The sequence below is a fragment of the Marinobacter sp. SS21 genome (genome assembly GCF_028369065.1).
GTDB lineage: Bacteria > Pseudomonadota > Gammaproteobacteria > Pseudomonadales > Oleiphilaceae > Marinobacter.
Genome location: NZ_JAQNDA010000007.1, coordinates 35,278 through 60,240, shown reverse-complemented (window position 1 = coordinate 60,240; position 24,963 = coordinate 35,278). Strand labels below are relative to the sequence as shown.

General features: G+C 61.0%; 22 protein-coding genes. 16 read left to right on the top strand and 6 right to left on the bottom strand.

Features of this window, described 5'->3' with window-relative positions; all coding sequences use genetic code 11:
• Positions 1 to 109 precede the first annotated feature (109 nt).
• The 4 genes from gltB to N6L25_RS10815 all read left to right on the top strand — a co-directional run bounded on the left by gltB (position 110) and on the right by N6L25_RS10815 (position 7,774).
• A complete protein-coding gene (gltB, locus tag N6L25_RS10830) occupies positions 110 to 4,558 on the top strand; it encodes a glutamate synthase large subunit (RefSeq protein WP_271980113.1) in 4,449 nt (1,482 codons plus the stop codon).
• 120 nt (positions 4,559 to 4,678) lie between these two features.
• Positions 4,679 to 6,097, top strand: coding sequence for an FAD-dependent oxidoreductase (locus N6L25_RS10825; RefSeq protein ID WP_271980112.1), 1,419 nt, complete (start codon positions 4,679 to 4,681; stop codon positions 6,095 to 6,097).
• Between the two features lie 142 nt (positions 6,098 to 6,239).
• A complete protein-coding gene (hemE, locus tag N6L25_RS10820) occupies positions 6,240 to 7,304 on the top strand; it encodes a uroporphyrinogen decarboxylase (protein WP_271980110.1) in 1,065 nt (354 codons plus the stop codon).
• Positions 7,305 to 7,390: 86 nt separating this feature from the next.
• The gene (locus N6L25_RS10815) at positions 7,391 to 7,774 is read left to right on the top strand and encodes a PilZ domain-containing protein (RefSeq protein WP_271980107.1); all 384 of its coding nucleotides are present in this window, start codon (positions 7,391 to 7,393) and stop codon (positions 7,772 to 7,774) included.
• On the opposite strand, the gene radA is transcribed toward N6L25_RS10815, so the two are convergent.
• Positions 7,771 to 9,147, bottom strand: coding sequence for a DNA repair protein RadA (gene radA, locus N6L25_RS10810; RefSeq protein WP_271980105.1), 1,377 nt, complete (start codon positions 9,145 to 9,147; stop codon positions 7,771 to 7,773). The genes N6L25_RS10815 and radA overlap by 4 nt on opposite strands.
• Before the next feature lie 165 nt (positions 9,148 to 9,312).
• Positions 9,313 to 10,974 (bottom strand): energy-dependent translational throttle protein EttA, encoded by a 1,662-nt coding sequence (ettA, locus tag N6L25_RS10805; RefSeq protein ID WP_271980103.1) that lies wholly within the window; start codon positions 10,972 to 10,974, stop codon positions 9,313 to 9,315.
• A gap of 328 nt (positions 10,975 to 11,302) precedes the next feature.
• On the opposite strand from ettA, the gene glyA reads away from it, so the two are divergent.
• From glyA to N6L25_RS10765, 8 genes are all read left to right on the top strand, one after another.
• Positions 11,303 to 12,559, top strand: a complete 1,257-nt coding sequence (glyA, locus tag N6L25_RS10800) for a serine hydroxymethyltransferase (protein ID WP_271980101.1) — start codon at positions 11,303 to 11,305, stop codon at positions 12,557 to 12,559.
• Positions 12,560 to 12,622: 63 nt separating this feature from the next.
• Positions 12,623 to 13,147 carry a transcriptional regulator NrdR gene (nrdR, locus tag N6L25_RS10795; RefSeq protein ID WP_271980099.1) on the top strand — a complete coding sequence of 175 codons (525 nt, stop codon included), beginning with the start codon at positions 12,623 to 12,625 and terminating at the stop codon, positions 13,145 to 13,147.
• Entirely contained in the window at positions 13,144 to 14,259 is a 1,116-nt protein-coding gene (ribD, locus tag N6L25_RS10790) for a bifunctional diaminohydroxyphosphoribosylaminopyrimidine deaminase/5-amino-6-(5-phosphoribosylamino)uracil reductase RibD (protein WP_271980097.1), read from the top strand. Before nrdR ends, ribD begins: the two co-directional genes overlap by 4 nt.
• Positions 14,260 to 14,333: 74 nt before the next feature.
• A complete protein-coding gene (gene ribBA, locus N6L25_RS10785) occupies positions 14,334 to 15,449 on the top strand; it encodes a bifunctional 3,4-dihydroxy-2-butanone-4-phosphate synthase/GTP cyclohydrolase II (RefSeq protein WP_271980095.1) in 1,116 nt (371 codons plus the stop codon).
• A 46-nt stretch (positions 15,450 to 15,495) separates the two neighbouring features.
• A complete protein-coding gene (gene ribH, locus N6L25_RS10780) occupies positions 15,496 to 15,972 on the top strand; it encodes a 6,7-dimethyl-8-ribityllumazine synthase (protein ID WP_271980092.1) in 477 nt (158 codons plus the stop codon).
• Entirely contained in the window at positions 15,972 to 16,442 is a 471-nt protein-coding gene (gene nusB, locus N6L25_RS10775; RefSeq protein WP_271980090.1) for a transcription antitermination factor NusB, read from the top strand. Before ribH ends, nusB begins: the two co-directional genes overlap by 1 nt.
• A gap of 3 nt (positions 16,443 to 16,445) precedes the next feature.
• Positions 16,446 to 17,399, top strand: coding sequence for a thiamine-phosphate kinase (thiL, locus tag N6L25_RS10770; protein WP_271980088.1), 954 nt, complete (start codon positions 16,446 to 16,448; stop codon positions 17,397 to 17,399).
• Positions 17,396 to 17,923 (top strand): phosphatidylglycerophosphatase A family protein, encoded by a 528-nt coding sequence (locus N6L25_RS10765; protein WP_271980086.1) that lies wholly within the window; start codon positions 17,396 to 17,398, stop codon positions 17,921 to 17,923. The genes thiL and N6L25_RS10765 overlap by 4 nt, the downstream gene beginning before the upstream one ends.
• Before the next feature lie 48 nt (positions 17,924 to 17,971).
• Here N6L25_RS10765 and N6L25_RS10760 read toward each other — a convergent pair whose 3' ends face one another.
• On the bottom strand, positions 17,972 to 18,175 hold the full coding sequence (locus N6L25_RS10760) for a DUF6316 family protein (RefSeq protein ID WP_271980084.1): 204 nt from the start codon (positions 18,173 to 18,175) through the stop codon (positions 17,972 to 17,974).
• Positions 18,176 to 18,440: 265 nt separating this feature from the next.
• On the opposite strand from N6L25_RS10760, the gene N6L25_RS10755 reads away from it, so the two are divergent.
• Positions 18,441 to 19,121 (top strand): DUF2057 domain-containing protein, encoded by a 681-nt coding sequence (locus tag N6L25_RS10755; protein ID WP_271980082.1) that lies wholly within the window; start codon positions 18,441 to 18,443, stop codon positions 19,119 to 19,121.
• 37 nt (positions 19,122 to 19,158) lie between these two features.
• Here the strand turns inward: N6L25_RS10755 and N6L25_RS10750 are convergent, their stop codons facing one another.
• Complete coding sequence (locus tag N6L25_RS10750; RefSeq protein ID WP_271980080.1) at positions 19,159 to 20,688, bottom strand: WS/DGAT/MGAT family O-acyltransferase; 1,530 nt, start codon at positions 20,686 to 20,688, stop codon at positions 19,159 to 19,161.
• Between the two features lie 107 nt (positions 20,689 to 20,795).
• Positions 20,796 to 21,707, bottom strand: a complete 912-nt coding sequence (locus N6L25_RS10745) for a LysR family transcriptional regulator (protein WP_271980079.1) — start codon at positions 21,705 to 21,707, stop codon at positions 20,796 to 20,798.
• Positions 21,708 to 21,816: 109 nt separating this feature from the next.
• Between N6L25_RS10745 and N6L25_RS10740 the strand changes: the two genes are divergently transcribed.
• Positions 21,817 to 22,824, top strand: a complete 1,008-nt coding sequence (locus N6L25_RS10740; RefSeq protein WP_271980077.1) for a glutathione S-transferase family protein — start codon at positions 21,817 to 21,819, stop codon at positions 22,822 to 22,824.
• A 337-nt stretch (positions 22,825 to 23,161) separates the two neighbouring features.
• On the opposite strand, the gene ispB is transcribed toward N6L25_RS10740, so the two are convergent.
• Positions 23,162 to 24,130, bottom strand: coding sequence for an octaprenyl diphosphate synthase (ispB, locus tag N6L25_RS10735; protein ID WP_271980075.1), 969 nt, complete (start codon positions 24,128 to 24,130; stop codon positions 23,162 to 23,164).
• 217 nt (positions 24,131 to 24,347) lie between these two features.
• Here ispB and rplU point away from each other — a divergent pair, with 217 nt between their 5' ends.
• Both rplU and rpmA read left to right on the top strand, forming a co-directional pair.
• Positions 24,348 to 24,659, top strand: a complete 312-nt coding sequence (gene rplU / locus N6L25_RS10730) for a 50S ribosomal protein L21 (protein WP_271980073.1) — start codon at positions 24,348 to 24,350, stop codon at positions 24,657 to 24,659.
• A gap of 36 nt (positions 24,660 to 24,695) precedes the next feature.
• Positions 24,696 to 24,956, top strand: coding sequence for a 50S ribosomal protein L27 (rpmA, locus tag N6L25_RS10725; RefSeq protein WP_271980071.1), 261 nt, complete (start codon positions 24,696 to 24,698; stop codon positions 24,954 to 24,956).
• Positions 24,957 to 24,963 lie beyond the last annotated feature (7 nt).

Below are 24,963 nucleotides of genomic sequence, written 5' to 3'. Positions count from 1 at the left end.
GTACGTGTGTAAAATAGCCAGCCCCCATTTTCAGTGTCAGAGGGTGATAGGGCTGATTTTTACTGTATAACCCTTTGATTGAAAAGCATTTATACGCGAGAGAACGCTTATGATGACAGGTTTGTATCATCCCGATGAATTCAGGGACAACTGTGGTTTTGGTCTGATTGCCCACATGAAGGGCGAGGCCAGCCATAAGTTGTTGCAAACTGCCATCGAGTCTCTGACCTGCATGACCCACCGTGGTGGTATTGCTGCAGACGGAAAGACCGGCGATGGTTGTGGCCTTCTGATTCAAAGCCCGGATGCGTTTTTGCGCAAGGCCGCCAAAACGGCCTTCGGCAAGGCGCCCGGCGAGCTGTTTGCCGTCGGTCAGGTTTTCCTTAATCCGGACGAGAACCAGGCTGCCGCAGGGCGTGCCGCTGTCGAGAAACGCCTGGTAGAGCAGGGGCTGGAGGTGATCGGCTGGCGAGAGGTTCCCACCGACAGCGACTGCCTGGGACCCATGGCGTTGGACTGTTTGCCTCGAATTGAGCAGGTGTTTGTTGAGCCCGCCGGCAAGGCCGAGCGTGATTTTGCCATCAGCCTGTTTGTCGGCCGTCGCCACGCCGAGCGGGACATGGCGGAAGACTCCGAGTTTTACATCTGCAGCCTGTCCCACCGGACTCTGTCCTACAAGGGCCTGATGATGCCTGCGGATCTGGCCAATTTCTATAAGGACTTGGGCGATCCCGAGCTGGAAACCGCGATCTGCGTGTTCCACCAGCGCTTCTCCACCAATACCATGCCCCGTTGGCCGCTGGCCCAGCCGTTCCGCTATCTGGCTCATAACGGTGAAATCAACACCGTTGAGGGCAACCGTAACTGGGCGTTGGCGCGGGCTGCCAAGTTCAGTTCGCCCGACCTGCCTGATCTGCAGACCCTGCAGCCACTGGTTAACCTTACCGGCTCCGACTCCTCAAGCATGGACAACATGTTGGAAGTCCTGCTGGCGGGCGGTGTTGATCTGTTCCGTGCCGCGCGCATGATGATTCCGCCGGCCTGGCAGAACGTGGATACCATGGATTCCGACCTCCGTGCGTTCTACGAGTACAACTCAATGCATATGGAGCCGTGGGATGGTCCTGCCGGGCTGGTGCTGTCCGACGGTCGTTATGCCGTGTGTATGCTGGACCGCAATGGCTTGCGGCCGGCGCGTTGGGTCATCACCAAGGATGACTTCATCACCTTGGCCTCGGAAATTGGTACCTATGGCTACCAGCCGGAAGATGTGGTTGCCAAGGGTCGGGTGGGGCCTGGCCAGATGCTGGCTATCGATACCGAGTCGGGCGAGGTCCTGCATACCAAAGACATCGACGACCGCCTCAAAGCAGCCCAGCCGTATAAGCAATGGCTGCGTGAAAATGGCCTGCGGGTCGAGGCGACACTGAATCAGCAGACGCCGGAATTCAAGCTGATGGAATCCGATGAGCTGTTGGTCCACCAGAAAATGTTCATGGTCTCGTTCGAAGAGCGTGATCAAGTGCTGCGTCCGCTGGCGGAGAATGGCCAGGAAGCTGTTGGCTCCATGGGCGATGACACGCCGATGGCCGTGTTGTCCAGCCGTGTTCGCCATGTGGGTGACTACTTCCGTCAGAAGTTTGCCCAGGTGACCAATCCGCCCATTGATCCCCTGCGGGAAGCGATTGTCATGTCGCTGGAAACCTGCCTGGGGGCCGAGCGCAATGTCTTCGAAGAGAGTCCCGAACACGCCAACCGGATCATTCTGTCCACGCCGGTACTGTCGCCGGCCAAATACCTGCGCGTCGTTAACAACGACCGTCCGGGTTTTGAAGTGGCACGCATCCGCCTGAGTTACCGGCCGGAAGTCGGTCTGGAGCAGGCGATCCGCAATGTGTGCGATGAGGCCGAACAGGCGGTTCGCGCTGGCAAGGTCTTGTTGGTGCTGTCCGACAAGGACCTGAACGAAGATGAATTGCCGGTCAATGCGTTGATGGCGACCGCTGCGGTTCACCACCACCTGGTCCACAAGGGGCTGCGCTGCGATTCCAACCTGATCGTGGAAACCGGCTGGGCTCGGGACCCCCACCACTTTGCCGTGCTGTTTGGCTTCGGCGCCACGGCGGTCTACCCGTACCTGGCTTACCAGGTGCTGAATGATCTGATCCGCACCGGCGAGCTGTTGATGGATCCGATCGAGGCGAAGAACAATTACCGCAAGGGCATCAACAAGGGATTGATGAAGATCCTGTCGAAGATGGGTATTTCCACCATTACTTCCTACCGTGGTGCCCAGTTGTTCGAAGCCATCGGCCTGGCCGACGACGTGGTCGACCTGTGCTTCAAGGGTGTGCCCAGCCGCATCCAGGGTGCCGGCTTCTACGACTTCCAGCAGGATCAGGAGCAATTGGCGGCGGTGGCCTGGAAGCGCCGCAAGCCGATTTCCCAGGGTGGTCTGCTGAAGTACATTCACGGCGAGGAATACCACGCCTTCAATCCGGACGTGGTCCGCACCCTGCAGGATGCGGTCACCAGCGGCGAGTATGGCCAGTACCAGGAATATGCCGCACTGGTAAATCAGCGTCCGGTGGCCACGCTGCGCGACTTGTTGACGTTCCGCCAGGATGTGCAGGCTATTGAGTTGTCAGAAGTGGAGCCGGTGGAAGCCATATTCCCGCGTTTCGACTCCGCGGCGATGTCCCTCGGCGCGCTGTCACCAGAAGCCCACGAAGCGTTGGCCGTGGCGATGAACACGTTGGGTGGCCGTTCCAACTCCGGCGAGGGTGGTGAAGATGCTGCCCGCTACGGCACCGAGCGTCGCTCCAAGATCAAGCAGGTGGCCTCTGGCCGTTTCGGTGTCACCGCCGAGTACCTGCGCAGTGCCGAGGTCATGCAGATCAAGGTTGCCCAGGGCGCCAAGCCCGGTGAGGGTGGTCAGCTGCCTGGCGGCAAGGTGAACGACCTGATCGCCCGGCTGCGGTACTCGGTGCCGGGGGTGACGTTGATTTCGCCGCCGCCGCACCACGACATCTACTCGATTGAGGACCTGGCGCAGCTGATTTTCGATCTCAAGCAGGTCAATCCGGAAGCGCTGGTGTCGGTCAAGCTGGTGTCCGAGCCGGGCGTCGGCACCATCGCGGCGGGCGTGGCCAAGGCCTACGCCGACCTGATTACCGTATCCGGTTACGATGGTGGTACCGCGGCGAGTCCGCTAACCTCGATCCGCTATGCCGGTTCCCCCTGGGAGCTGGGTCTGAGTGAGACCCAGCAGGCGCTGCGGGCAAATGACCTGCGAGGCAAAATCCGTCTGCAGACCGACGGTGGTATCAAGACTGGTCTGGACGTGGTCAAGGCGGCTATCCTCGGGGCGGAAAGCTTCGGCTTCGGCACCACGCCGATGGTGGCGCTGGGCTGTAAGTACCTGCGCATCTGCCATCTGAACAACTGCGCCACCGGCGTGGCGACTCAGAACGATCATCTGCGGGAAGAGCACTTCAAGGGCACGGTCGAAATGGCCATGAATTTCTTCCGCTTCGTGGCGGAGGAAACCCGCGAGTGGCTGGCGAAGCTGGGCGTTCGTAGCCTGGAAGAACTGGTGGGTCGGGTTGACCTGCTGGAGCGTCTGCCAGGCGACACCCCGCGTCAGCAGAAACTTGACCTGTCATCGCTGTTGTCCAACGATCTGATCCCCGCGGACAAGCCGCATACCTGCCAGGTTGAGCGCAATGTGCCGTTCGATGAGGGCAAGCTGGCGGAACAGATGGTTGAGGACATGGCCGAGGCCATTGCCAACCGGCAAGGCGGTACCTGGTCTTACAAGGTCACCAACTGTGACCGCTCCATTGGGGCCCGTTTGTCCGGTGAAATTGCCGCTCAGCACGGCAACCAGGGCATGGTGGATGCGCCCATCACGCTCGAACTCACCGGTACTGCCGGCCAGAGCTTCGGTGTCTGGAACGTGGGCGGCCTTAACCTCAACCTGGAAGGCGACGCCAACGACTACGTGGGTAAAGGTATGACCGGCGGTACGCTGGTGGTGCGTCCGCCCAAGGACAGCGGCTTCAAGACCCAGGAGACGTCCATCGTTGGTAACACCTGCCTGTACGGTGCCACCGGCGGTAAGCTGTTTGCTGCCGGCACGGCGGGAGAACGCTTCGGCGTGCGGAACTCCGGCGCCCATGCGGTGGTCGAAGGTGCCGGTGACCATTGCTGTGAGTATATGACCGGAGGTCTGATCACGGTGCTGGGTGCAACCGGTCACAACTTTGGCGCCGGCATGACCGGTGGCTTTGCCTACGTACTCGACCAGGACAATACCTTCGTGGACAAGTACAACCACGAGCTCGTGGAAATCCAGCGTATTGCCAGCGAAGACATGGAACCGTACCGGAATCACCTGCGAAGCGTGATCCGGGAACACGTGGCCGAGACCCACAGCGCCTGGGCCGAGCATATTCTTGACAATTTCGATGACTACATTGGCCGTTTCTGGCTGGTGAAGCCCAAGGCTGCCAACCTGCGGAGCCTGTTGGCCAATACCCGCGCACGTCCGGAATAAGGACGGCTTACCGTGAGGGTGGAAGCGCCGGCGTTGCCGGGCGCTTCCCGGGCATTCGAGCCGAGGGCGCTAGATTTAGCTGACGGCTCGCTTCGAAATTGAGCTGATGAGAGCATTCAGATGAAAGAACGTTTGAGTAACGACTTCCAGTTTGTAGAAGTTGGGCGAATCGACCCGACCAAAGTTCCCGCCAAGAAGCGCAAGAAAGAGTTTGGCGAGATCTACGAGCCGTTCAAGCCGGAAGAGGCGGCCAACCAGGCGCATCGCTGCCTGGAGTGTGGCAACCCCTATTGCGAGTGGAAATGTCCGGTTCACAACTATATCCCCAACTGGCTGAAGCTGGTCTCCGAGGGCAATGTGCTCAAGGCTGCCGACCTGTGCCATCAGACCAACTCGTTGCCGGAGGTGTGCGGCCGGGTTTGCCCGCAGGATCGACTGTGTGAGGGCGCCTGCACGCTCAACGACGGCTTTGGTGCCGTCACCATCGGCTCGGTGGAGAAGTACATCACCGACACCGCCTTTGCGCTCGGCTGGAAGCCCGACCTGTCCAAGGTGACTTGGACCGACAAGAAAGTCGCCGTCATCGGTGCCGGCCCGGCGGGACTCGGCTGTGCCGACATCCTGGTCCGCAACGGGGTCAAGCCCGTGGTGTTTGACCGCTACCCGGAAATCGGCGGCCTGCTGACCTTCGGTATCCCCGAGTTCAAGCTGGAGAAATCGGTGATGAGCCGTCGTCGCCACGTCTTCGAGGAGATGGGGGTGGAATTCCGGCTGGGCACCGAAGTGGGCAAGGACGTCATGCTCCAGGACATCATCGAGGAGTACGATGCGGTGTTCATGGGTATGGGCACCTACACCTACATGAAAGGCGGTTTCCCGGGCGAGGATCTGCCGGGCGTGTATGACGCGCTGCCGTTCCTGGTGTCCAACGTCAATCGTCGGCTCGGTTTCGAGAAGTCCGCCGAAGAATTTATCGACATGAAAGGCAAGCGGGTGGTGGTGCTGGGCGGTGGCGATACCGCGATGGACTGTAACCGTACGTCCGTTCGCCAGCAGGCCGCCAGCGTAACCTGCGCTTACCGTCGGGATGAGGAAAACATGCCGGGTTCCCGCCGCGAGGTGGCCAACGCCAAGGAAGAGGGCGTGAAGTTCCTGTTCAATCGCCAGCCCATTGCCATCATCGGTGAAGACCGGGTGGAGGGTGTGAAGGTTGTGCAGACTCGCCTGGGTGAGCCGGATGACAACGGCCGCCGCCGTCCGGAAGTGGTTCCGGGTAGTGAAGAGGTGATTCCCGCAGACGCCGTGCTGGTGGCCTTTGGCTTCCGTCCCAGTCCGGCGGACTGGTTCGACGAGTTAAACATTGGCACCGACGATTCCGGTCGCGTTACCGCGCTTGAGCAGGCTGAGTTCGCCTTCCAGACCAGCAATCCGAAGATCTTTGCCGGTGGTGACATGGTGCGAGGCTCAGACCTGGTGGTGACCGCTATCTGGGAAGGGCGGCAGGCCGCCGAGGGCATTCTCGATTACCTCGACGTGTGACGGCGCTTGACTAAGGGGGCAGAATTGAATTCTGTCCCCAGGCAGTAGCAAAAGGGCGAAGCGCCAGCTGGTGTTCCGCCCTTTTTTCTTGCGCCAGAATCGCTATCATTGCAGGCCTCACTTTTATCTCCAGGGTTGTCCTATGACTGAGTTGAAAAATGACCGTTTCCTTCGTGCCCTGCTGCGTCAACCGGTAGACCGCACGCCAGTCTGGATGATGCGTCAGGCCGGGCGTTATTTACCGGAATACCGGGCGACCCGGGCCAAGGCGGGGGATTTTCTCAGTCTGTGCAAGAACACCGAACTGGCCTGCGAAGTGACCTTGCAGCCCCTTGAGCGCTACCCCCTGGATGCGGCGATCCTGTTCTCCGACATTCTCACCATCCCCGATGCCATGGGGTTGGGGCTGTATTTTGAAACCGGGGAAGGCCCCAAGTTCCGGCAGACGGTGCGGACCGCTGCCGACGTCGCCGCCTTGCCAGAGCTCAACGCCGAGGTTGATCTGGATTACGTGATGAACGCGGTGTCCACCATTCGGGCTGCGCTCGGAGGCCGGGTGCCGCTGATCGGGTTCTCCGGCAGTCCCTGGACGCTGGCCACCTACATGGTGGAAGGCGGCTCCTCCAGGGATTTCCGGGAAGCCAAGAAACTGATGTACTCCGAGCCGGCGGTCATGCACCAGTTGCTGGAAAAGCTCGCCGTGGCGGTCACCAGCTACTTGAACGGTCAGATCCTGGCCGGGGCGCAGGCGGTGCAGATCTTTGATACCTGGGGCGGTGCCTTGAGCAGCTGGGCCTACCAGGAGTTTTCGCTGGCCTATATGGCCAGGATTGTCGACGGCCTGATTCGTGAGCACGACGGTCGCCGCATTCCGGTGATTCTGTTCACCAAGAACGGCGGGCAATGGCTTGAGGCCATGGCGGACACCGGAGCTGATGCCTTGGGGCTGGACTGGACCACCGACATTGCTCAGGCCCGCGCCCGGGTTGGCGACCGGGTTGCCCTCCAGGGCAACATGGACCCGGCCATGCTGTATGCGCCGCCGGCACGGATTCGCCAGGAAGTGGCGGACATTCTGGCCCGCTTTGGTCAGGGCAGCGGCCATATCTTCAATCTCGGCCATGGCATTACCCCGGATGTCGATCCCGCCCATGCCGGTGCGTTCATCGAGGCGGTGGTGGAGTTGAGTGCCGAGTTTCATCGCTAACCGCTCCTATCGCGCGGTGTGGAAGGCTGCGGTTCGGCCGGCTATAGTCACAGGGTACCGTGACTGATTTCGCCAGGAGCCGCAGCTTGTCCAGTCTCATCAATGAAAAACGCCGCTTTCACCGGATCTTGTTCGATGCCCCCTGCGATGTGCACTGGCAGGATCGGGTATGGCGCACCGAGGTTCATGATATTTCCCTGCGGGGTTTGCTGCTCGAATTGCCCGACAATTGGGATGTGCCGTTGAACGACCCCTGTGAGGTGGTGATTCACCTTGATGACCGGCAGACCGGCATCGTGATGGCAGTGGAGCTGCGGCATGTGGAGGCGGACCGGCTGGGCTTCAAGTGCCAGTACATTGACCTGGACAGCGCCAGCCATCTTAAGCGCCTGGTGGAGTTGAACCTGGGAGATCAGGCTCTGCTGGAGCGAGAACTCAGCCACCTCATTGAGTCTGGCGGTGGTGGCTAGAGATCTTCCAGTGCCGCCAGCGCGTCACTGAGTTTGCTTACCGGAATCACCTTCATGTTATCCAGTGGCTTGCGCGGCACATTGGCTTTCGGCACCAGTGCCCGGGTAAAGCCGTGCTTCGATGCCTCGTACACCCGTTCCTGACCGCTGGGTACCGGGCGAATTTCACCGGACAGGCCAACTTCGCCAAAGATCACCAGGTCCTGGGGCAGGGCCCGGTCCCGGAAGGACGATACCACCGACGCCAGCAGTGCCAGGTCGGCACTGGTTTCATTGACCTTGACCCCGCCCACCACGTTGATGAACACATCCTGGTCGCCGACGTGCAGGCCGCCATGCCGATGCAATACCGCCAACAGCATCGATAGCCGGTTTTGATCAAGCCCCACCGCGACGCGACGAGGGTAGCCGCCCTGGGCCATGTCCACCAACGCCTGAATCTCGATCAACATCGGTCGGGTGCCTTCCCATACCACCATTACCACGCTGCCCGGAGCCGCATCCTCGCCCCGGTTGAGGAAGATGGCGCTGGGGTTTTTGACCTCCTTCAGGCCCTGTTCCATCATGGCGAACACCCCCAGCTCATTCACCGCGCCGAAACGGTTCTTGATGCCCCGTAGGGTGCGATAGCGACTGTCGTTGGAACCTTCCAGCAAAATGGAGCAGTCGATCATGTGTTCCAGCACCTTGGGGCCGGCCAGGCTGCCATCCTTGGTGACATGACCCACCAGGAACAGGATGGTGCCGGTCTGTTTGGCCATGCGGGTCAGGAAGGCGGCGCTCTCGCGGACTTGGGATACGCTGCCTGGTGCCGACTCGATGTCGCCAACGTGCATGACCTGAATACTGTCCACTACCAGGATACGGGGCTGTTCCCGTTCCACTACCTGGACGATGCGTTCGACGCTGGTCTCCGACAGGATTTTCAGGTCGCCGGTGGCCAGTCCCAGTCGCTTGGCCCGCATGGCCACCTGCTGCAACGATTCCTCACCGGTGACATACAGGGCCGGGACCTGGGCAGCCAGGTGGCACACCGTCTGCAGCAGCAGAGTGCTCTTGCCGGCGCCGGGGTGACCGCCCATCAGGATGGCGGAGCCTTCCACCAGGCCGCCGCCCAGTACCCGATCCAGCTCCTGCAGGCCAGAGCTGATCCGGCTTTGTTCGCTGAGGCTGACCGAATCCAGGGTCTGCACTTCCGCCAGGCTACCGGCGAAGCCGTCAAAGCGGGCGCCGCGATTGGTCTTGCCGTTGCCGGATACGCCGCGGACCTCACTGACCGTGTTCCAGGCCTGGCACGCGGTGCACTGGCCCATCCATTTCGAGTAGTCGGCGCCGCACTCGGTGCAGACGTAGGCGGTCTTGGTTTTGGCCATAGCTGGGACTCGGGTTGCGAAGGTGCTTGAGTGGTTGGTGATGCATCACCACGTAGGATGTGCTGAGGCGCAGCCGAAGCGCACCAGTTGCCTGCCGTGCGCGGGCAGGTGATGCACGTCACCTCGTTCAGCGCATCCTACGGGATGGCTTGTGGATCGGCCGGATCAGGCCAGTTTCTTGTACTTCATACGCTTGGGCACCATCGCAGAGTCGCCCTTGCGCTTCTTGAGGTCTTCGTCGTATTCGCTGAAGTTGCCCTCGAAGTAGACCACGTCGCCGTCATCTTCGAACGCCAGGATGTGGGTCGCCACCCGGTCCAGGAACCAGCGGTCGTGGGAGATCACCAGGGCGGCGCCGGGGAAGTTCAGCAGGGCTTCCTCCAGCGCGCGCAAGGTTTCCACGTCCAGGTCGTTGGTGGGCTCATCCAGCATCAGCACGTTGCCGCCTTCTTTCAGCAGCTTGGCCAGATGCAGTCGGTTGCGTTCGCCGCCGGAGAGGTCGCCAACCCGTTTCTGCTGATCGGTGCCCTTGAAGTTGAAGCGGCCGACGTAAGCGCGGGAAGGGGTTTCGTAGTTGCCTACCTTGATAATGTCCAGGCCGTCGCTGAGTTCTTCCCAGACGGTCTTGCTGCCGTCCAGGTCGCGCATCTGATCGACATAGGCCAGTTCGACGGTGTCCCCGACGGTAATGCTGCCGGCATCCGGCTGGTCCTTGCTGGCGATCATCCGGAACAGCGTGGACTTGCCGGCGCCGTTGCCGCCGATGATGCCGACAATCGCCCCGGGCGGTACCCGGAAGGACACGTCTTCATAAAGCAGGCGGTCGTCGAAGGATTTGCGGATGCCGTCCACCTCAATGACGTTGTCGCCCAGGCGCGGTCCGGGCGGGATATAGAGTTCGTTGGTTTCATTGCGTTTCTGGAACTCTTGCGAACTCATCTCCTCGAAGCGGGCCAGACGGGCCTTGCTCTTGGATTGACGGCCCTTGGCGTTGCTGCGAACCCACTCAAGTTCATGCTTGATGGCCTTCTGGTGGGCTGCCTCCTGCTTGGCTTCGATTTCCAGACGCTTTTCCTTGGTTTCCAGCCACTGGCTGTAGTTGCCTTCGTAGGGAATGCCCTGGCCGCGGTCCAATTCCAGGATCCAGCCGGCAACGTTGTCGAGGAAGTAGCGGTCGTGGGTGATGGCAACGACGGTGCCTTCGTAGTCGTGCAGGAAGCGCTCCAGCCAGGCGACGGACTCGGCGTCCAGATGGTTGGTGGGCTCGTCCAGCAGCAGCATGTCCGGGCCGGAGAGCAGCAGTCGGCACAGCGCGACACGGCGGCGTTCACCGCCGGACAGGTGTTTCACGGGCTGATCCCAGGCGGGCAGGCGCAGGGCGTCGGCGGCGACTTCCATCTTGCGCTCGATGTCGTGGCCGTCGGTGGTCTGGATGTAGGCTTCCAGTTCCCCCTGCTTCTTGGCCAGGGCATCAAAATCCGCGTCGGGCTCGGCGTAGGCGGCATAGACCTTATCCAGTTCCGCCAGCGCCTCGTGAACTCCGGCAACCGCCTCGTCAACAATTTCCTTCACGGTCTTGCTGTCGTCCAGTTCCGGCTCCTGGGGTAGGTAGCCCACGTTGATGCCGGGCTGCGGGCGGGCCTCGCCAATGAAGTCCTGGTCTACGCCGGCCATGATTCTAAGCAGGGTCGATTTACCGGCGCCGTTCAGGCCGAGCACGCCGATTTTTGCACCCGGGAAGAAGCTGAGGGAGATGTCTTTGAGGATCTCGCGCTTGGGCGGAACGACTTTGCCAACGCGATTCATGGTGTATACGTACTGAGCCATAACTGGCGGTTTCCTCTGGGTTGTGGAGCCGGTCGGTTGACACGGGCATGTTCCAAAACTGGAAGGGAATGCGGCCGTTCTGGCTCCGGGACTGAAATCAGGGTTGTAAGGTAGCGAAAGCGACCTGTGAAGGCAATCGGTGAAACTCCCGCAGTGTCGGCTGATCGCGCGCGGCGAAAAGGTGATTTTAGGGGGCGGAATGCGATAGAATAGCGGCCCTTTTTCCAGGGAGCTGAAACCGGTGCCTCAGTCGCTCGTGTTTGCGGTTCCCGACCCGCTTTTTAAAATTGTCTGCAGGGCAGACGCAGCACACAGAGGCAGCGCATCCATGTTTAATCGTGAAATGAAAATCGCCGGTTTTGACGACGAGATCTGGAACGCCATGCAGGCGGAGAGCAAGCGTCAGGAAGCTCACATCGAGCTGATTGCGTCAGAGAACTATACCAGCCCACGGGTGATGGAAGCCCAGGGCAGCGATCTGACCAACAAGTACGCCGAAGGCTATCCCGGCAAGCGTTATTACGGTGGTTGTGAGCACGTGGATGTGGTGGAGCAGCTGGCCATCGACCGCGCCAAGGAACTGTTCGGAGCCGCCTACGCCAACGTTCAGCCGCACTCTGGCTCGCAGGCCAATTCCGCGGTGTTCATGGCCCTGGTCAACCCCGGTGACACCGTGCTGGGCATGAGCCTGGCCCATGGCGGTCACCTGACCCACGGCGCCAGTGTCAACTTCTCCGGCAAGATCTACAACGCGGTACAGTACGGTCTGAACCCGGAAACCGGCCTGATCGATTACGACGAGGTGGAAGCACTGGCGGTCGAACACCAGCCCAAGATGATCATTGCCGGCTTTTCCGCTTACTCCCAGGCCCTGGATTTCGCCCGTTTCCGTGAAATCGCCGACAAAGTTGGTGCTTACCTGTTTGTCGATATGGCGCACGTGGCGGGCCTGGTCGCGGCCGGTGTCTATCCGGACCCGATGCCCCATGCCCACGTCGTGACCACCACCACCCACAAGACCCTGCGTGGTCCCCGTGGTGGCCTGATCCTCGCCTGTGATGATGAAGGCATCCAGAAGAAACTGAATTCCGCGGTGTTCCCCGGCGGCCAGGGCGGCCCGCTGATGCACGTAGTCGCGGCCAAGGCGGTGTGCTTCAAGGAGGCCATGAGCGACGAATTCAAGGCCTATCAGCAGCAGGTGGTGAAGAACGCCAAGGCCATGGCGGAGGTGTTTGTGGCCCGCGGCTATGACGTGGTTTCCGGTGGCACCACCAACCATCTGTTCCTGGTGAGCCTGATCAAGCAGGACATTACCGGTAAAGACGCCGATGCCGCACTCGGTCGTGCCCACATCACCGTGAACAAGAATGCCGTGCCCAACGATCCGCGTTCGCCGTTCGTCACCTCTGGCCTGCGGGTCGGCACCCCGGCGGTCACCACCCGTGGCTTTGGCGAAGTCGAGTGCCGCGAGCTGGCCGGCTGGATGTGCGATATCCTGGACAACCTGGAAGACGACGCGGTCATCACCCGGGTGCGCGAGCAGGTCGAAGCGCTGTGCGCGCGTTTTCCGGTCTACGCCGGTTAAATGGAGTAGCTAACGGGCGCTGTCAACCTCCGCCCGTTTGCCTGTCTGAGGGAGCTGAGAATAATGCATTGTCCATTCTGTGGTGAAGCCGATACCAAGGTGATCGACTCGCGGTTGGTCGCGGAAGGTGATCAGGTGCGCCGCAGAAGGGAATGCCTGTCCTGTCGTGAGCGCTTTACCACGTTCGAAAGCGCCGAGCTGGTGATGCCGCGGGTGGTCAAGCAGGACGGTACTCGGCAGCCGTTTGATGAGGACAAGCTTCGTTCCGGCATCATGAAGGCGCTGGAGAAGCGGCCGGTCAGCATCGAGGAGATCGAGGCGGCACTGAACCGGATCAAATTCCGGTTGCGCGCGACCGGAGAGCGGGAAGTGAAGTCCATGCAGCTTGGCGAGGAAGTGATGACCGAGCTGCGCCAGCTGGACAAGGTCGCTTACGTGCGCTTCGCTTCCGTTTATCGAAGCTTTCAGGACATCAACGAATTCAAGGAAGAAATTGAGCGATTGGCCGGCAATGGCGATGCCGCGGATCCTGTGGATGTGGTCAAGGTCCTGGCCGGTAAGCCGTCGTCGACCAAAGGCAAGGCATGATCGATTCGCGTGACATTGAGTTGATGGGACGGGCCGTTCGATTGGCCTGGCGGGGGCGCTATTCCACGCACCCCAATCCACGGGTTGGCTGTGTCATTGCCAAAGATGGAAAAATTCTGGGCGAAGGCTGGCACGAGCGGGCAGGCGAGGCCCACGCCGAAGTTCATGCGCTGAGTCAGGCCGGTCTTGCCGCGCGGGGCGCCACCGCTTATGTCACTCTGGAGCCCTGCAGTCATTTTGGGCGCACGCCGCCCTGCGCCCGGGCATTGATCGACGCCGGCGTCGCGCATGTGATTGCGGCAACGGAGGATCCCAATCCGGCGGTTTCGGGGCGTGGATTAGCGATGCTGCGGGACGCGGGAATCCGGGTCACGGTGGGGTTGCTGGCGGACGAGGCTGCGAAACTCAATCCGGGCTTTCTGAAGCGGATGCGATCAGGCCGCCCGTTCGTTCGGGTGAAAATGGCCGCCAGTCTTGATGGTCGCACCGCCATGGCGTCCGGCGAGAGTCAATGGATTACCGGTCCCGAAGCCCGTCGTGATGTCCAGCGCCTGCGCGCCATCAGTGATGCGATTCTGACCGGCGTGGGCACCGTGCTTGCGGACGATCCGTCGCTGACGGTTCGTCGCAGTGAACTGGGTGACATTGGCGATGCCACCGAGCCGGCGCGCCAACCGCTGCGAGTGATTGCCGATCGCGATGCGCGAACCCCGGCGAGTGCCAAGATTCTCCGGGGCGGCGATGTGCGCCTGTTCTGCTCCTGTGAGGCCCTGGCGACAGCGTCGGCTCAGGACCTGGCTGCGTTGGGCGTAAGTGTCAACGGCGTGGCCTGGAAGGATAACGGCATCGACCTGGGGGAAACCCTGGATGCCCTCGGTGAGCTGGGCATTAACGATCTGTTGGTGGAAGCAGGCCCAACCTTGGCCGGCACCTTTATTCAGGAACGGCTGGTGGATGAGCTTTGGCTCTATCAGGCGCCGGTATTCCTCGGCAGCACCGGGCGGCCGACGGCTCATCTGCCACTGGAATCAATGGCGGATAAAGTACAATGGCGGGTACAGGACCGTCGCCAGGTCGGTGCGGATCAACGGCTGATTCTGGTCCCCCGATAATTTCGTCTTAAATTCATGACCTGATTGGTCCACCGTTTCTGCGTGGCGCTCAGGGTGCAAGGGTGCAAAACCGTATGGCACTGAACAGCATTGAAGACATCATCGAAGACATCCGTCAGGGCAAAATGGTCATCCTCATGGATGACGAGGATCGAGAGAACGAAGGCGATCTGGTGATGGCGGCGGAACATTGCGACGCCGAGGCCATCAACTTCATGGCCCGCTTTGGGCGGGGCCTGATCTGCATGCCGATGACCCGCCAGCGCTGCGAGCAGCTCGGATTGCCTCTGATGGTGCAGAAGAATGCGTCCGGCTTTGGCACCAAGTTCACCCTGTCGATCGAAGCCGCGGAGGGCGTGACCACCGGCATCTCCGCCGCTGACCGGGCCCGTACCGTCCAGGCTGCGGTGGCGCGCGACGCCAAGGCCACCGACCTGGTCCAGCCGGGGCACATTTTTCCCTTGATGTCGGACCCGGGTGGCGTCCTGAGTCGCGCCGGTCACACCGAGGCCTCTTGCGATCTGGCGGCGCTGGCGGGCTGTGAGCCGGCCGGTGTGATCTGTGAGATCATGAACGATGATGGCTCCATGGCTCGGCGGGAAGATCTGGAGCTGTTCGCCGAAACTCACGGGCTGAAAATCGGCACCATCGCCGACCTGATCCATTACCGGACCCTGAACGAGCGCACCATCGAGTGCGTCGAACAATACGATCTCGATACGGAGTTTGGCGTATTCAATCTTCGCACCTACCACGATAGCATTCAGGGTGCGACCCATCTGGCCATGGTGAAAGGCGACATCACGGCCGATGAGCCCGCGTTGGTGCGGGTCCACATCACCGATACTCTGCGCGATCTGCTCGGCGCCCGCCGTGAAGGGTCCCGCAGCTGGCCGCTGCACCATGCCCTCAAGGCGGTGGCGGAGTCTGGCAACGGCGTGGTGGTATTGTTGAACAGTGCCGCCGACAGCTACGACCTGGAAGATCGTATTCACGACTATTTCGACGAAGGCGGGTCCTCGGCTTCCCGTGGCAGCTCCGGTGTCTATTTCACCGTGGGCACCGGTTCCCAGATCTTGCGGGATATCGGCGTGGGCAAAATGCGCTTGTTGAGTGCCCCGATCAAATTCTCAGCCATTTCCGGTTTCGATCTGGAAGTGGTCGAATACGTACCCTATACCAACAACTGAACAAATCCGGCCACGCCGCGCTGGCGGGCCAAGACAGGAGCCGAAGATGGCAGAAATCAAGACTCTGGAAGGCGATTTTACTGAGTGTTCCGGCCGCTATGCCCTGGTGGTTGGCCGCTTTAATGGCTTTGTGGTGGAAAGCCTGGTGGAGGGTGCGATTGATACTCTGCGCCGTCACGGCATCCCGGCCGGCGACATCACCATTGTGCGCGTGCCTGGCGCCTATGAAATGCCGCTGGCGGTCAAGCGGGTGGCGGAAACCGGAAACTATGATGCCATCATCGCTCTGGGCGCCGTCATCCGCGGTGGCACCCCGCATTTCGACTATGTCGCCGGAGAAGCCTCCAGCGGTCTCGGTGCCGTCAGCCTGGAAACCGATGTGCCGGTAACCTTCGGTGTGCTTACGGTTGACTCCATTGAGCAGGCCATCGAGCGTTCCGGCACCAAGGCCGGTAACAAGGGCGCAGAAGCCGCCGTGACGGCGCTCGAAATGGTTAGCCTGTTCAAGAAGCTGGGTGAGTGATGGCGGGCTCAGACGACCAACATTCGCCCGCCCCCGGCAAACCGAAGGCCGGTGACCGCCGCCGGGCTCGGGCGTTGGCCTTGCAGGCCCTTTACCATCGCCACTTCAGCAAGAGCCCGATCGCCGATATCGAAGCCGAGTTCATGGTCGACAACGACATGACCAAGGTCGATACCGCGTATTTTCGGGATTTGCTCAGAGGCGTCCATCGCGAGCAGGTTGAGCTGGACAAGCTGCTGGAGCCCTTCCTCGACCGTCCCGTGGCCGAGGTGGATGCCATTGAACTGGCGATTGTCCGTCTTGGCGCCTACGAGTTGAAGCACCGGATCGATGTGCCCTACAAGGTGGTGATCAATGAGGGCATCGAAATGGCAAAACGCTTTGGCGGTACCGATGGCCACAAGTTCGTCAACGGCATTCTCGACAAGTTGAGTGGCCGTTTGCGTCTGGCGGAAACCCGATCACGGTAACCGATGGGCGAATTTGACCTGATTCGTCGCTACTTTCTGCCGCTGGCTGGAGATACCCGGTCGGCGGCAGTTTCGTTGGGGCCGGGGGACGACTGTGCCATCCAGCAACTGGCGCCGGGGACAGAACTGGCCTTCTCCATCGATACCATGGTCGAGGGGGTGCACTTCCCGGTCAATTACGATCCGGCACACTTGGCCTGGCGCAGCCTGGCGGCTGCTACCAGCGACCTCGCCGCCATGGGCGCCGATCCGCTGTGTTTCACCCTGGCTCTGACCCTGCCGGAGGCGCAATGCGACTGGCTGCAGGGCTTTGCTGACGGCCTGGGCCGGGCGGCGGCGTCGTTCGGACTGGCGTTGGCCGGAGGCGACACCACTCGCGGCCCTCTCACCGTTACCCTTCAGGTGCATGGCGCCGTGCCCCATGGGCAGGCCCTGCTGCGTTCCGGCGCAAGCGGTGGCGATCTGGTGTGCGTATCCGGCACCCTGGGCGACGCAGGCGCCGCCCTGACCTTGTTGGGCGAGGCGGAGCCTGCACCGGATGCCCGCTATCTGCTACAGCGCTATCATCGTCCCGAACCCAGGCTCGCCCTGGGGCGCCAGCTACGAGGTCAGGCCAGCGCCGCAGTGGACGTGTCCGACGGCCTGGTGGCCGATCTGGGGCACATTTTGGCGGCATCCGGGGTAGGCGCCGAGGTGGATGCACGGCGCCTGCCGCTGTCCGGAGCGTTGCGCCGTCAGGCGGGGGAGGGGGCGATCGCCCTGGCGCTGTATGCCGGGGACGATTATGAACTTTGTGTGACGATTCCCCCGGTAAAGTGGGAACGCTTGCCAGAGTCCGCCCGGGCGACGTTGACCATCATCGGAGAAATATCTGACACTCCGGGGCTAAGGTTGCGGCACGCCCCCAAGTCTCGCCCGCAGGCCAGCGGTTTTGACCATTTTGGAGAAACTTCATGAGTGAACTGCCTTCCAAGCCTCGGGCGGACCGGGCCAGCAACATGTTACCGCCCGGTTTCCTAAGGGATCCAGTCCACCTGCTGGCGTTCGGTTTGGGCAGCGGCGCCATTCGTTGGGCGCCAGGGACCTGGGGCAGTTTGGCGGCCATTCCTCTGTGGGGGCTGTTTTTCTGGTTGCCGCCGCTGGCCTATTGGCTGGTGGTGCTGATCGCGTTTGTGGTCGGTATCTGGCTGTGTGGCCGGACCGCTGAAGACCTCAAGGTGCATGATCATGGCGGCATCGTGTGGGACGAGTTTGTCGGTATGTGGATCGCGCTGGGGCTCATTCCGGGATCAATCGGTGGGGTGTTGCTGGGTTTTTTGCTGTTCCGCTTCTTTGACGTGATCAAGCCCTGGCCCATCAGCTGGTTTGACCGGCGCATGCCCGGAGGGCTCGGGATCATGTTCGATGACGTGTTGGCCGGCGTTATGGCCTTGGGTTGCCTGTACCTGGCCCAGAGGTGGGGGTTGCCGACACTGCTATAGGGGGCGGTCCAGAGATCCCTGGGTGCGGCAGCCTCTGCTGATGCGGGTTTAGTGGAGCTGCGGTTCTTCCGGCAGCAGTCGCACTACGTTCAGAAACCGATTCAGGCCAATTTCGGCGCGCTGGCGTGAAGCAAACGGGCCGCTGTCAAAACCCTCTCGGGTGGTGAAGTACCACTTGCTCCCCACGCAGAAAAACCGGCTGCTGCGAAATGGAACAGGTCCCGCTTCACCGGACCGGTGTTGATTCTCCATGAGACCTCCTGCGCCCTGCTGGCTTTGCTGTTATGCGGGCTGCGCTGATTTGTCTTCTAGTCTGTTTAAAATTAAATCAATTTAATCTCAATTCAACACTTTTTTACAGTTTTTGCGTGCAGCGCCAAGACTTCGTCATTTCCGGGTTTGAAAGGTGCTGGAAAGTCGGCGGGGAGCACCTTGCGCTCAGCTACCGCACTCGTCAGAATGCCTCCTCGGGATCTGTCGGTTGAATCAAAACTCTTCACATTACAGAGGCTTCCACATGCAACGATCTAGCCGTTTTGCGGTTGGCAGGGCGCAGCCCCGTCACCTTCGCGCCGTATTGGCCCTTTCCGCCCTGATGCTGCTGGCAGGTTGCAGTAGCACGCTGAAAAGTATCCAGACCTGGGACGGAGGCTCGCTGGAGGCCTCGCAAGTGGCCGAACTGCAGGCGCCGGGCCAGATTCAGGTGACGGCGGTGAATGGGCGCGAGGTCAAGACCTATCTGATGGATGACCTGGCGCTAAACTATTCCCTGCTGCCGGGCGCCAACACCGTGGTGTTCCGCTACAAGACCATCTGGGCCAAGGGGCGTGCGGTGGAGAACGACGAAGCCAGGGTCGATGTGGTGGAGTCTGAGCCGCATCAGGTGACGTTTGAGGCGGCAGCGGGGCAAGGTTATCGCTTCAGCCTGCCTGAGCCGCGCAATCGGCAGGAGGCCGAGGCCATGGTGGAAAACCTTCAGGTTCAGGTGGTCGATGCCGCCGGTGACGTCGTGGGTCAATCTCGCCGCTATGAGCCGATGCCGGCACCGGTGGTTGTGTCCGCTACCACGGTCGGTCAGCCGGTGCCAGCTCCCCTGGCATCCGGCGCGGATCTCAACGCCCTGGATGGCCTGAAAGTGCTGTGGGAGCGCGCCAGCGCCGAGGAGAAGCGTGAGTTTCTGCGCTGGGCTTTTGACTGAGGCGCTAGGTTCCTGAGTCGCTTCGGGGGCTGATAGGTCAGCTCCTGAAGCGTTGCACCGTTTTACGCAATGCCCCTTCCATAAGGGTCAGTGTGTTGTCCATCAGGCTGGTGTGAGTGTCGGTGGCCAGGGTCTGCTCGCCGCTTTCCGGTGGCAACTCGGCCGCGGCCTGCTCGATGCTGCCCAGGCTCTCCTGAACCAGCTGCGCCAACGATTCACCCTCGGGCACCACGTCCGGGCACAGGGTGAAGTTGATGGTCAGGGAGCCCTGGTAACTGACCGCAACGACCACCAGTCCCATGCTGTCGAACAGCGGCGCCGTGTTGTTTTGGCGAACCAGCCGCGCACCTTGCAGGTACATGGGCTCCTGGGGGCCGGGAACGTTGGTGATCGGGACGTTGAACACCGGATGATAACGCTGGGCGATCTGAAGCTCGGAATACAGCCGGGCAGACAGCGCCAGCATGGTGGAAGGTACCAGTTCGGTCAGCCGGTCTGCGGCGATGGCTTCCTGATACGGCTCTGACGCTACCGCATTCCAGTGAATCTTACGGATTCGCCGGGCCGGGTTGGGTTCGTTGGTCGCCAGATCCAGCAGCATGGCAGACATCTGGTTGCCGGTGGCTCGCCGCAGACTCTTGGAACGTACCGATATCGGGGTCATGGCCACCAGTGAGCGGCTGACATCGGCATCGCAGGCCTCCATGTATCGGCGCAGGGTTTCCGCGCACAGGCCCAGCACCACGTCATTCAGTGTCACCGCGCCCAGGTTGGCCTTGATGGCCTTCAGGCGGGGCAGTGAAATCGACGTTGATACAATCTTCCGGTTGGCGGTGATTTGCCGGTTAAACGGGCTGTGAGGCGCCGAAAACAGCGGCAGTGGCAGCGGCAATTTGTACAGCTGCTTCTGTACCAGCCCCCGGGCGGTGGCTTCGGCGGCACTGGCCAGTAGGCTGGCGACTTTGAACGGCGTGCGGAACAGGTTGACCCCGGCCTGCAGGAACACCCGTTCCTCGGATGGCGCCGGCTGGGGTTCCCAGGGCTGGGGCGCGGCGATCGGGCTGGCGTCCGGCGAGTATTCCAGCAGCTTGCCAATGATCTCCTCACCGCTGAAAGCGTCGATGGCGGCGTGGTGCAGTTTTACGATCAGGGCGAAGCCGGCACTGTCCGGGTCATTGGCATCCAGGCGAAAGCCATCGACGAAGGTGATGTGCCATAGCGGCCGGTCTCGCTTCAGGGGCTCCTCCAGGATCTTTGACGCCAGTCCTTCCAGATTGGCGAGCTGGCCGTGCTCGCCCAGGTTGACGTAGGCCAGGTGGCGTTCGATGCTGAAATCCGCGTCGTCAATCCAGTAGGGCAGGCCCAGCCGGAGCGGGACCTCCTTGAGTTTCTGTCGGAACAGCGGCACAACGTGAAGGCGGCTTCGCAAGTAAGCGACAAAAGTGCTGAACGCCAATGGCTCGTCGCGGTCCCGGGCATCGAACAGGTAGACGCCGCCGATGTGCATGGGGGCGGTATCCGATTCCAGGTAAAGAAACGAAGCGTCCAGCTCGGAAAGCTGCTTCATCGTAAGCTCCTGTTGTGTTGATTGTGCTGCATTATAAACGGGGCTAGGTGGTGATCGTGTTGACTCTATCGCCGTGTTCGCGGCGTTGATGCCGACATAGCGATTGCTCAGCCGTTGACCCAGTGCGACAGGCTCTCGTCCTGGGATAGCCGGTCCCAGAACCACATCAGCGCCTTGCCTTTATCTTCGGCGTGGCGGGCCAGCAACAGGTCTACGTCCTGTCGGGTGTCCTCCACCTCAAGAGCCACCAGGCGTCCATCCTCAAGCTGTTGTTGTATGCGGGCTCTGGGTAGCCAACCGACACCGAGGCCGGCCTCCTGGGCGGCAATTTTTTGCGCCAAATTGGTGAACGTCAGGGTGCGCTGGCGGCGAAAGATGCCGGCACTGCCGGCGGGCAGGTGGCGGGAACTGTCGGCTGCCACGGCGGCGGGGTGGTGTTCGATATCCGCTTCGCGCAGCGGCCGGGGAATCTTGGTCAGCGGGTGATCGGGGGCAACCGCATAGACAAAGGGCATCTTGCCAAGCTTGCGGGTGGTGAACTGCCCGGCGGGTTTGCTGACGGTGTCGGCCCCAACCGCCAGATCGGCGCGCCGGCTCTGAAGGGCGTCCCAGGCGCCGGCGAATACCTCCTCCATCAACTGGATCTCCACCGGCACCCCGAGCTGGTGAAATTGCTGAATGGCCGGGAACAGCGCTTCCACTGGCAGCAGGGTGTTGAAGGCAATCTTCAGGCGGGTCTCCCAGCCCTGGGCCACCTGTCGCGTGGTGTGGGCGAGCGCTTCGGCCGCTTCCAGCAGGCTGCGACCCTCCTCCAGCAGATAGCGCCCCGCAGGGGTTAAGGTGGCGCGATGACCGCTGCGGTCGAAAATGCTGACGTTCAGGTCCTCTTCCAGTTTTTGTACCGTGTAGCTGATGGCCGAGGGCACGCGGAACAGCTCGTTGGCCGCTCCGGCAAAACTGCCTTTTCGGTCAATGGCATCGAGTACTTTCAGTGCGTCGATGGTGATATCTGTATGCATATTCAGTTTTTCTGATGGAGTTGGCCAAAACTGCTCGTTTGAGAGCCTAGCAGGATGCTGGTTACCCTGTCTCTAACTTGTATCGCGAAAATTGAGAGATGGAGGCAGTATGGGGCTGTTGGTCGATGGTAAATGGCAGGACCGCTGGTACGACACCGGAAAAACCGGTGGCAAATTTGAGCGGGAAGCCTCGCGTTTCCGGCATTGGGTGACCGCCGATGGTGGTGCTGGCCCGACCGGGCAGGCCGGGTTCAAGGCCGAGTCCGGGCGCTATCACCTGTACGTGTCGATGGCGTGCCCCTGGGCACATCGAACGCTGATCTTTCGCAGGCTCAAGGGTCTGGAGGAACATGTGACCGTGTCGGTGGTGCATCCATACATGGTCGAGAGCGGATGGGAGTTTGTTCCCGGTGATGCTCGTCATCGCGATCACCTCTACGATGCTCGCTACCTCCACCAGATCTACACCCGGGTGGCGTCGGACTACACCGGTCGTGTCACCGTGCCGGTGTTGTGGGATAAGCGGCAGCAAACGATTGTCAGTAACGAATCGTCAGAAATCATTCGCATGCTGAACAGTGCCTTTGATCAGTTGCCGGGCGTGCGTTCGGAGCTGGATTTTTACCCCGACGAGCTGCACCAAGACATCGAAGCGGTGAACGAGCGGGTCTATACCGCGGTGAATAATGGTGTTTATCGGGCGGGCTTTGCCACCGAGCAGGCGGAGTATGAGGCAGTCTACGATCAGCTGTTCGACACCCTCGACTGGCTCGATCGGCGCCTGGCAGGGCAGCGATACCTGGTGGCTAATCGCTTGACGGAAGCGGACTGGCGGCTGTTCACCACGTTGATCCGCTTCGACGCGGTGTATTACAGCCACTTCAAGTGCAACCGCCAGCGGATTGCGGACTACCCGTACCTATCGGAGTACCTGCGGGATTTATATCAGGTGCCGGGCGTTGCCGAAACAGTGGATATCGATCAGATCAAACGTCACTACTACGTCAGCCAGCGCACCATCAACCCGACCCAGATTGTGCCGGTGGGTCCGACGCTGGATTTCACCTCCCTGCATGGCCGTCGTGCCCTGGGCCCGGATTTTGCGAAGGCGAGTTGACGTTGTCTTGAGACTCGGCCTTGCTTGCGATCGTAGGATGCGCTGAACGAAGTGATGCGCATCGGCGCTGCCTCAGCGCATCCTACGGGGGGGCAAGGGTTCTGGCGATCAGTTAACCCGGGCTACCGCCGGTTCGGTCAACAGCGCTAGCGTCTCCTTAGTAAGGCGAAGGCTCAAGCTGCATGGCCGTCGCGCCCTGGGTCCTGATTTTGCGAAAGCGAGTTGACGCTGTCCCGAGTGTCGGCCTTGCTTGCGATCGTAGGATGCGCTGAGCGAAGCGATGCGCATCGGCGCTGCCTCAGCGCATCCTACGGGGTAGCCCTAAGGGCTCTGGCGATCAGTTAACCCGGGCTACCGCCAGTTCGGTCAATAGCTCGAGGGCTTCCTTGTAAGGCGAAGGTTCGAGCCCGGCCAGCAGGTTGCGGGCGGTCTCTGCCTCGGTGCGGGCGCGGTTCATGGTGTACTCCAGGGCGCCGGACTGCTCCACAAGCTCAAGTATTCTTGGCAGGTCGTCGAGGCCGCCCTTGCGAATGGCCTGGCGGATCAGGGTGCGTCCTGCTTCGGTGCTGTGGGCCATGGCGTAAATCAGTGGCAGGGTTGGTTTGCCCTCGGCGAGGTCGTCGCCCACGTTCTTGCCCATGGCGTCGGCGTCGCCGCGATAGTCGAGTACGTCGTCAACCAGCTGGAACGCCAAACCGAGGTGTTTGCCGTAATCCCGCAGGGCGGATTCCTGGTCATCGCTGGCTCCGCACAGCAGCGCGCCGCTATGGGACGCGGCCTCGAACAGCATGGCAGTCTTGTTATGAATGACTGTCATGTACTGCTCTTCGCTGACATCCGGATTCTTGACGTTCATCAATTGCAGGACTTCGCCCTCGGCAATCACCGCGGTGGCGTGAGAGAGGACGTCCATGATGGGCAGGCTTTTCAGCTCCACCATCATCTCGAACGCGCGGGCGTACAGGAAGTCGCCGACCAGGACGCTGGGCGCGTTGCCCCATTTGGCATTGGCTGTGGAGCGGCCGCGACGCAGGTCGGAGGTGTCCACCACGTCATCGTGGAGCAGCGTTGCGGTGTGCAGGAACTCGATCACCGCCGCCAGCTTTAGATGGTCGTCGCGGTCGTAGTTCAATGCTTTTGCCGACAGCAGTACCAGCAGCGGTCGCAGGCGTTTGCCGCCACTCTCGATAATGTACTGGGCGATCTTCTCGACCAGCGGCACGTCGGAGGTGAGTCGGCGAATGATGAGGTCATTGACGCGAGTGAAGTCATCCGCGACGGTGTCATAGATACGCTGCGCTGTCATGCGGCTGGTTCCGGTCAGTTAAAAAAAGAGGCAGGACGCCGCCATGCTAGGTATTGCCCTGTTCAGTGTCAACTTCCCTTGTATTGCACGATGGCTTTTCGTACAATTGCGCGCCCAAACTCATCCCAACCTGCGCTCCCTGCTATAGGGTTGCCAAAGCGCTTCCCTTAGAACCAGGTGGATAAGAGCAGGGATGGGTCACTAGCGGAGATCATCCATGTACGCAGTAATTGTTAGCGGTGGCAAGCAGCACCGCGTTAAAGAAGGCGAAACCCTGAAGCTGGAAAAGCTGGAAGTGGAAACTGGTGGCAGCGTTGAGTTCGATCGCGTGCTGCTGGTTGCCGACGGCGACAAGATTCAGGTAGGTGCGCCGGTGGTTGATGGTGCCAAGGTGACCGCAGAGGTGGTTAGCCATGGTCGTCACGACAAGGTTCAGATCATCAAGTTCCGCCGTCGTAAGCATCACATGAAGCGTCAGGGCCACCGTCAGTGGTTTACTGAAGTCAAGATCACGGGCATTAAGGGCTAAGTCCCTTAAACGTTCCCCGGTAACAGGAGGCTAGCAATGGCTCATAAAAAGGCAGCAGGTAGTACCCGTAACGGTCGCGATTCCGAGTCGAAACGACTTGGCGTCAAGCGCTTCGGTGGTCAGACTGTTTCTGCAGGCAACATCATCGTTCGGCAGCGTGGTACCCGTTTCCACGCCGGCGCTAACGTAGGCCTGGGTAAGGACCATACCCTGTTTGCGAAAGCAGATGGCCAGGTCAAATTCGAGACCAAGGGTCCGCAGAACCGTAAATTTGTGAGCATCGTTCCGGCTGCCTAAGCCGCGG

Coding starts and splice junctions, on each gene's coding strand:
- gltB (WP_271980113.1), top strand. CDS start 110: ATGATGACAGGTTTGTATCATCCCGATGAATTCAGGGACAACTGTGGT.
- N6L25_RS10825 (WP_271980112.1), top strand. CDS start 4,679: ATGAAAGAACGTTTGAGTAACGACTTCCAGTTTGTAGAAGTTGGGCGA.
- hemE (WP_271980110.1), top strand. CDS start 6,240: ATGACTGAGTTGAAAAATGACCGTTTCCTTCGTGCCCTGCTGCGTCAA.
- radA (WP_271980105.1), bottom strand. CDS start 9,147: ATGGCCAAAACCAAGACCGCCTACGTCTGCACCGAGTGCGGCGCCGAC.
- ettA (WP_271980103.1), bottom strand. CDS start 10,974: ATGGCTCAGTACGTATACACCATGAATCGCGTTGGCAAAGTCGTTCCG.
- glyA (WP_271980101.1), top strand. CDS start 11,303: ATGTTTAATCGTGAAATGAAAATCGCCGGTTTTGACGACGAGATCTGG.
- nrdR (WP_271980099.1), top strand. CDS start 12,623: ATGCATTGTCCATTCTGTGGTGAAGCCGATACCAAGGTGATCGACTCG.
- ribD (WP_271980097.1), top strand. CDS start 13,144: ATGATCGATTCGCGTGACATTGAGTTGATGGGACGGGCCGTTCGATTG.
- ribBA (WP_271980095.1), top strand. CDS start 14,334: ATGGCACTGAACAGCATTGAAGACATCATCGAAGACATCCGTCAGGGC.
- ribH (WP_271980092.1), top strand. CDS start 15,496: ATGGCAGAAATCAAGACTCTGGAAGGCGATTTTACTGAGTGTTCCGGC.
- nusB (WP_271980090.1), top strand. CDS start 15,972: ATGGCGGGCTCAGACGACCAACATTCGCCCGCCCCCGGCAAACCGAAG.
- thiL (WP_271980088.1), top strand. CDS start 16,446: ATGGGCGAATTTGACCTGATTCGTCGCTACTTTCTGCCGCTGGCTGGA.
- N6L25_RS10765 (WP_271980086.1), top strand. CDS start 17,396: ATGAGTGAACTGCCTTCCAAGCCTCGGGCGGACCGGGCCAGCAACATG.
- N6L25_RS10760 (WP_271980084.1), bottom strand. CDS start 18,175: ATGGAGAATCAACACCGGTCCGGTGAAGCGGGACCTGTTCCATTTCGC.
- N6L25_RS10755 (WP_271980082.1), top strand. CDS start 18,441: ATGCAACGATCTAGCCGTTTTGCGGTTGGCAGGGCGCAGCCCCGTCAC.
- N6L25_RS10750 (WP_271980080.1), bottom strand. CDS start 20,688: ATGAAGCAGCTTTCCGAGCTGGACGCTTCGTTTCTTTACCTGGAATCG.
- N6L25_RS10745 (WP_271980079.1), bottom strand. CDS start 21,707: ATGCATACAGATATCACCATCGACGCACTGAAAGTACTCGATGCCATT.
- N6L25_RS10740 (WP_271980077.1), top strand. CDS start 21,817: ATGGGGCTGTTGGTCGATGGTAAATGGCAGGACCGCTGGTACGACACC.
- ispB (WP_271980075.1), bottom strand. CDS start 24,130: ATGACAGCGCAGCGTATCTATGACACCGTCGCGGATGACTTCACTCGC.
- rplU (WP_271980073.1), top strand. CDS start 24,348: ATGTACGCAGTAATTGTTAGCGGTGGCAAGCAGCACCGCGTTAAAGAA.
- rpmA (WP_271980071.1), top strand. CDS start 24,696: ATGGCTCATAAAAAGGCAGCAGGTAGTACCCGTAACGGTCGCGATTCC.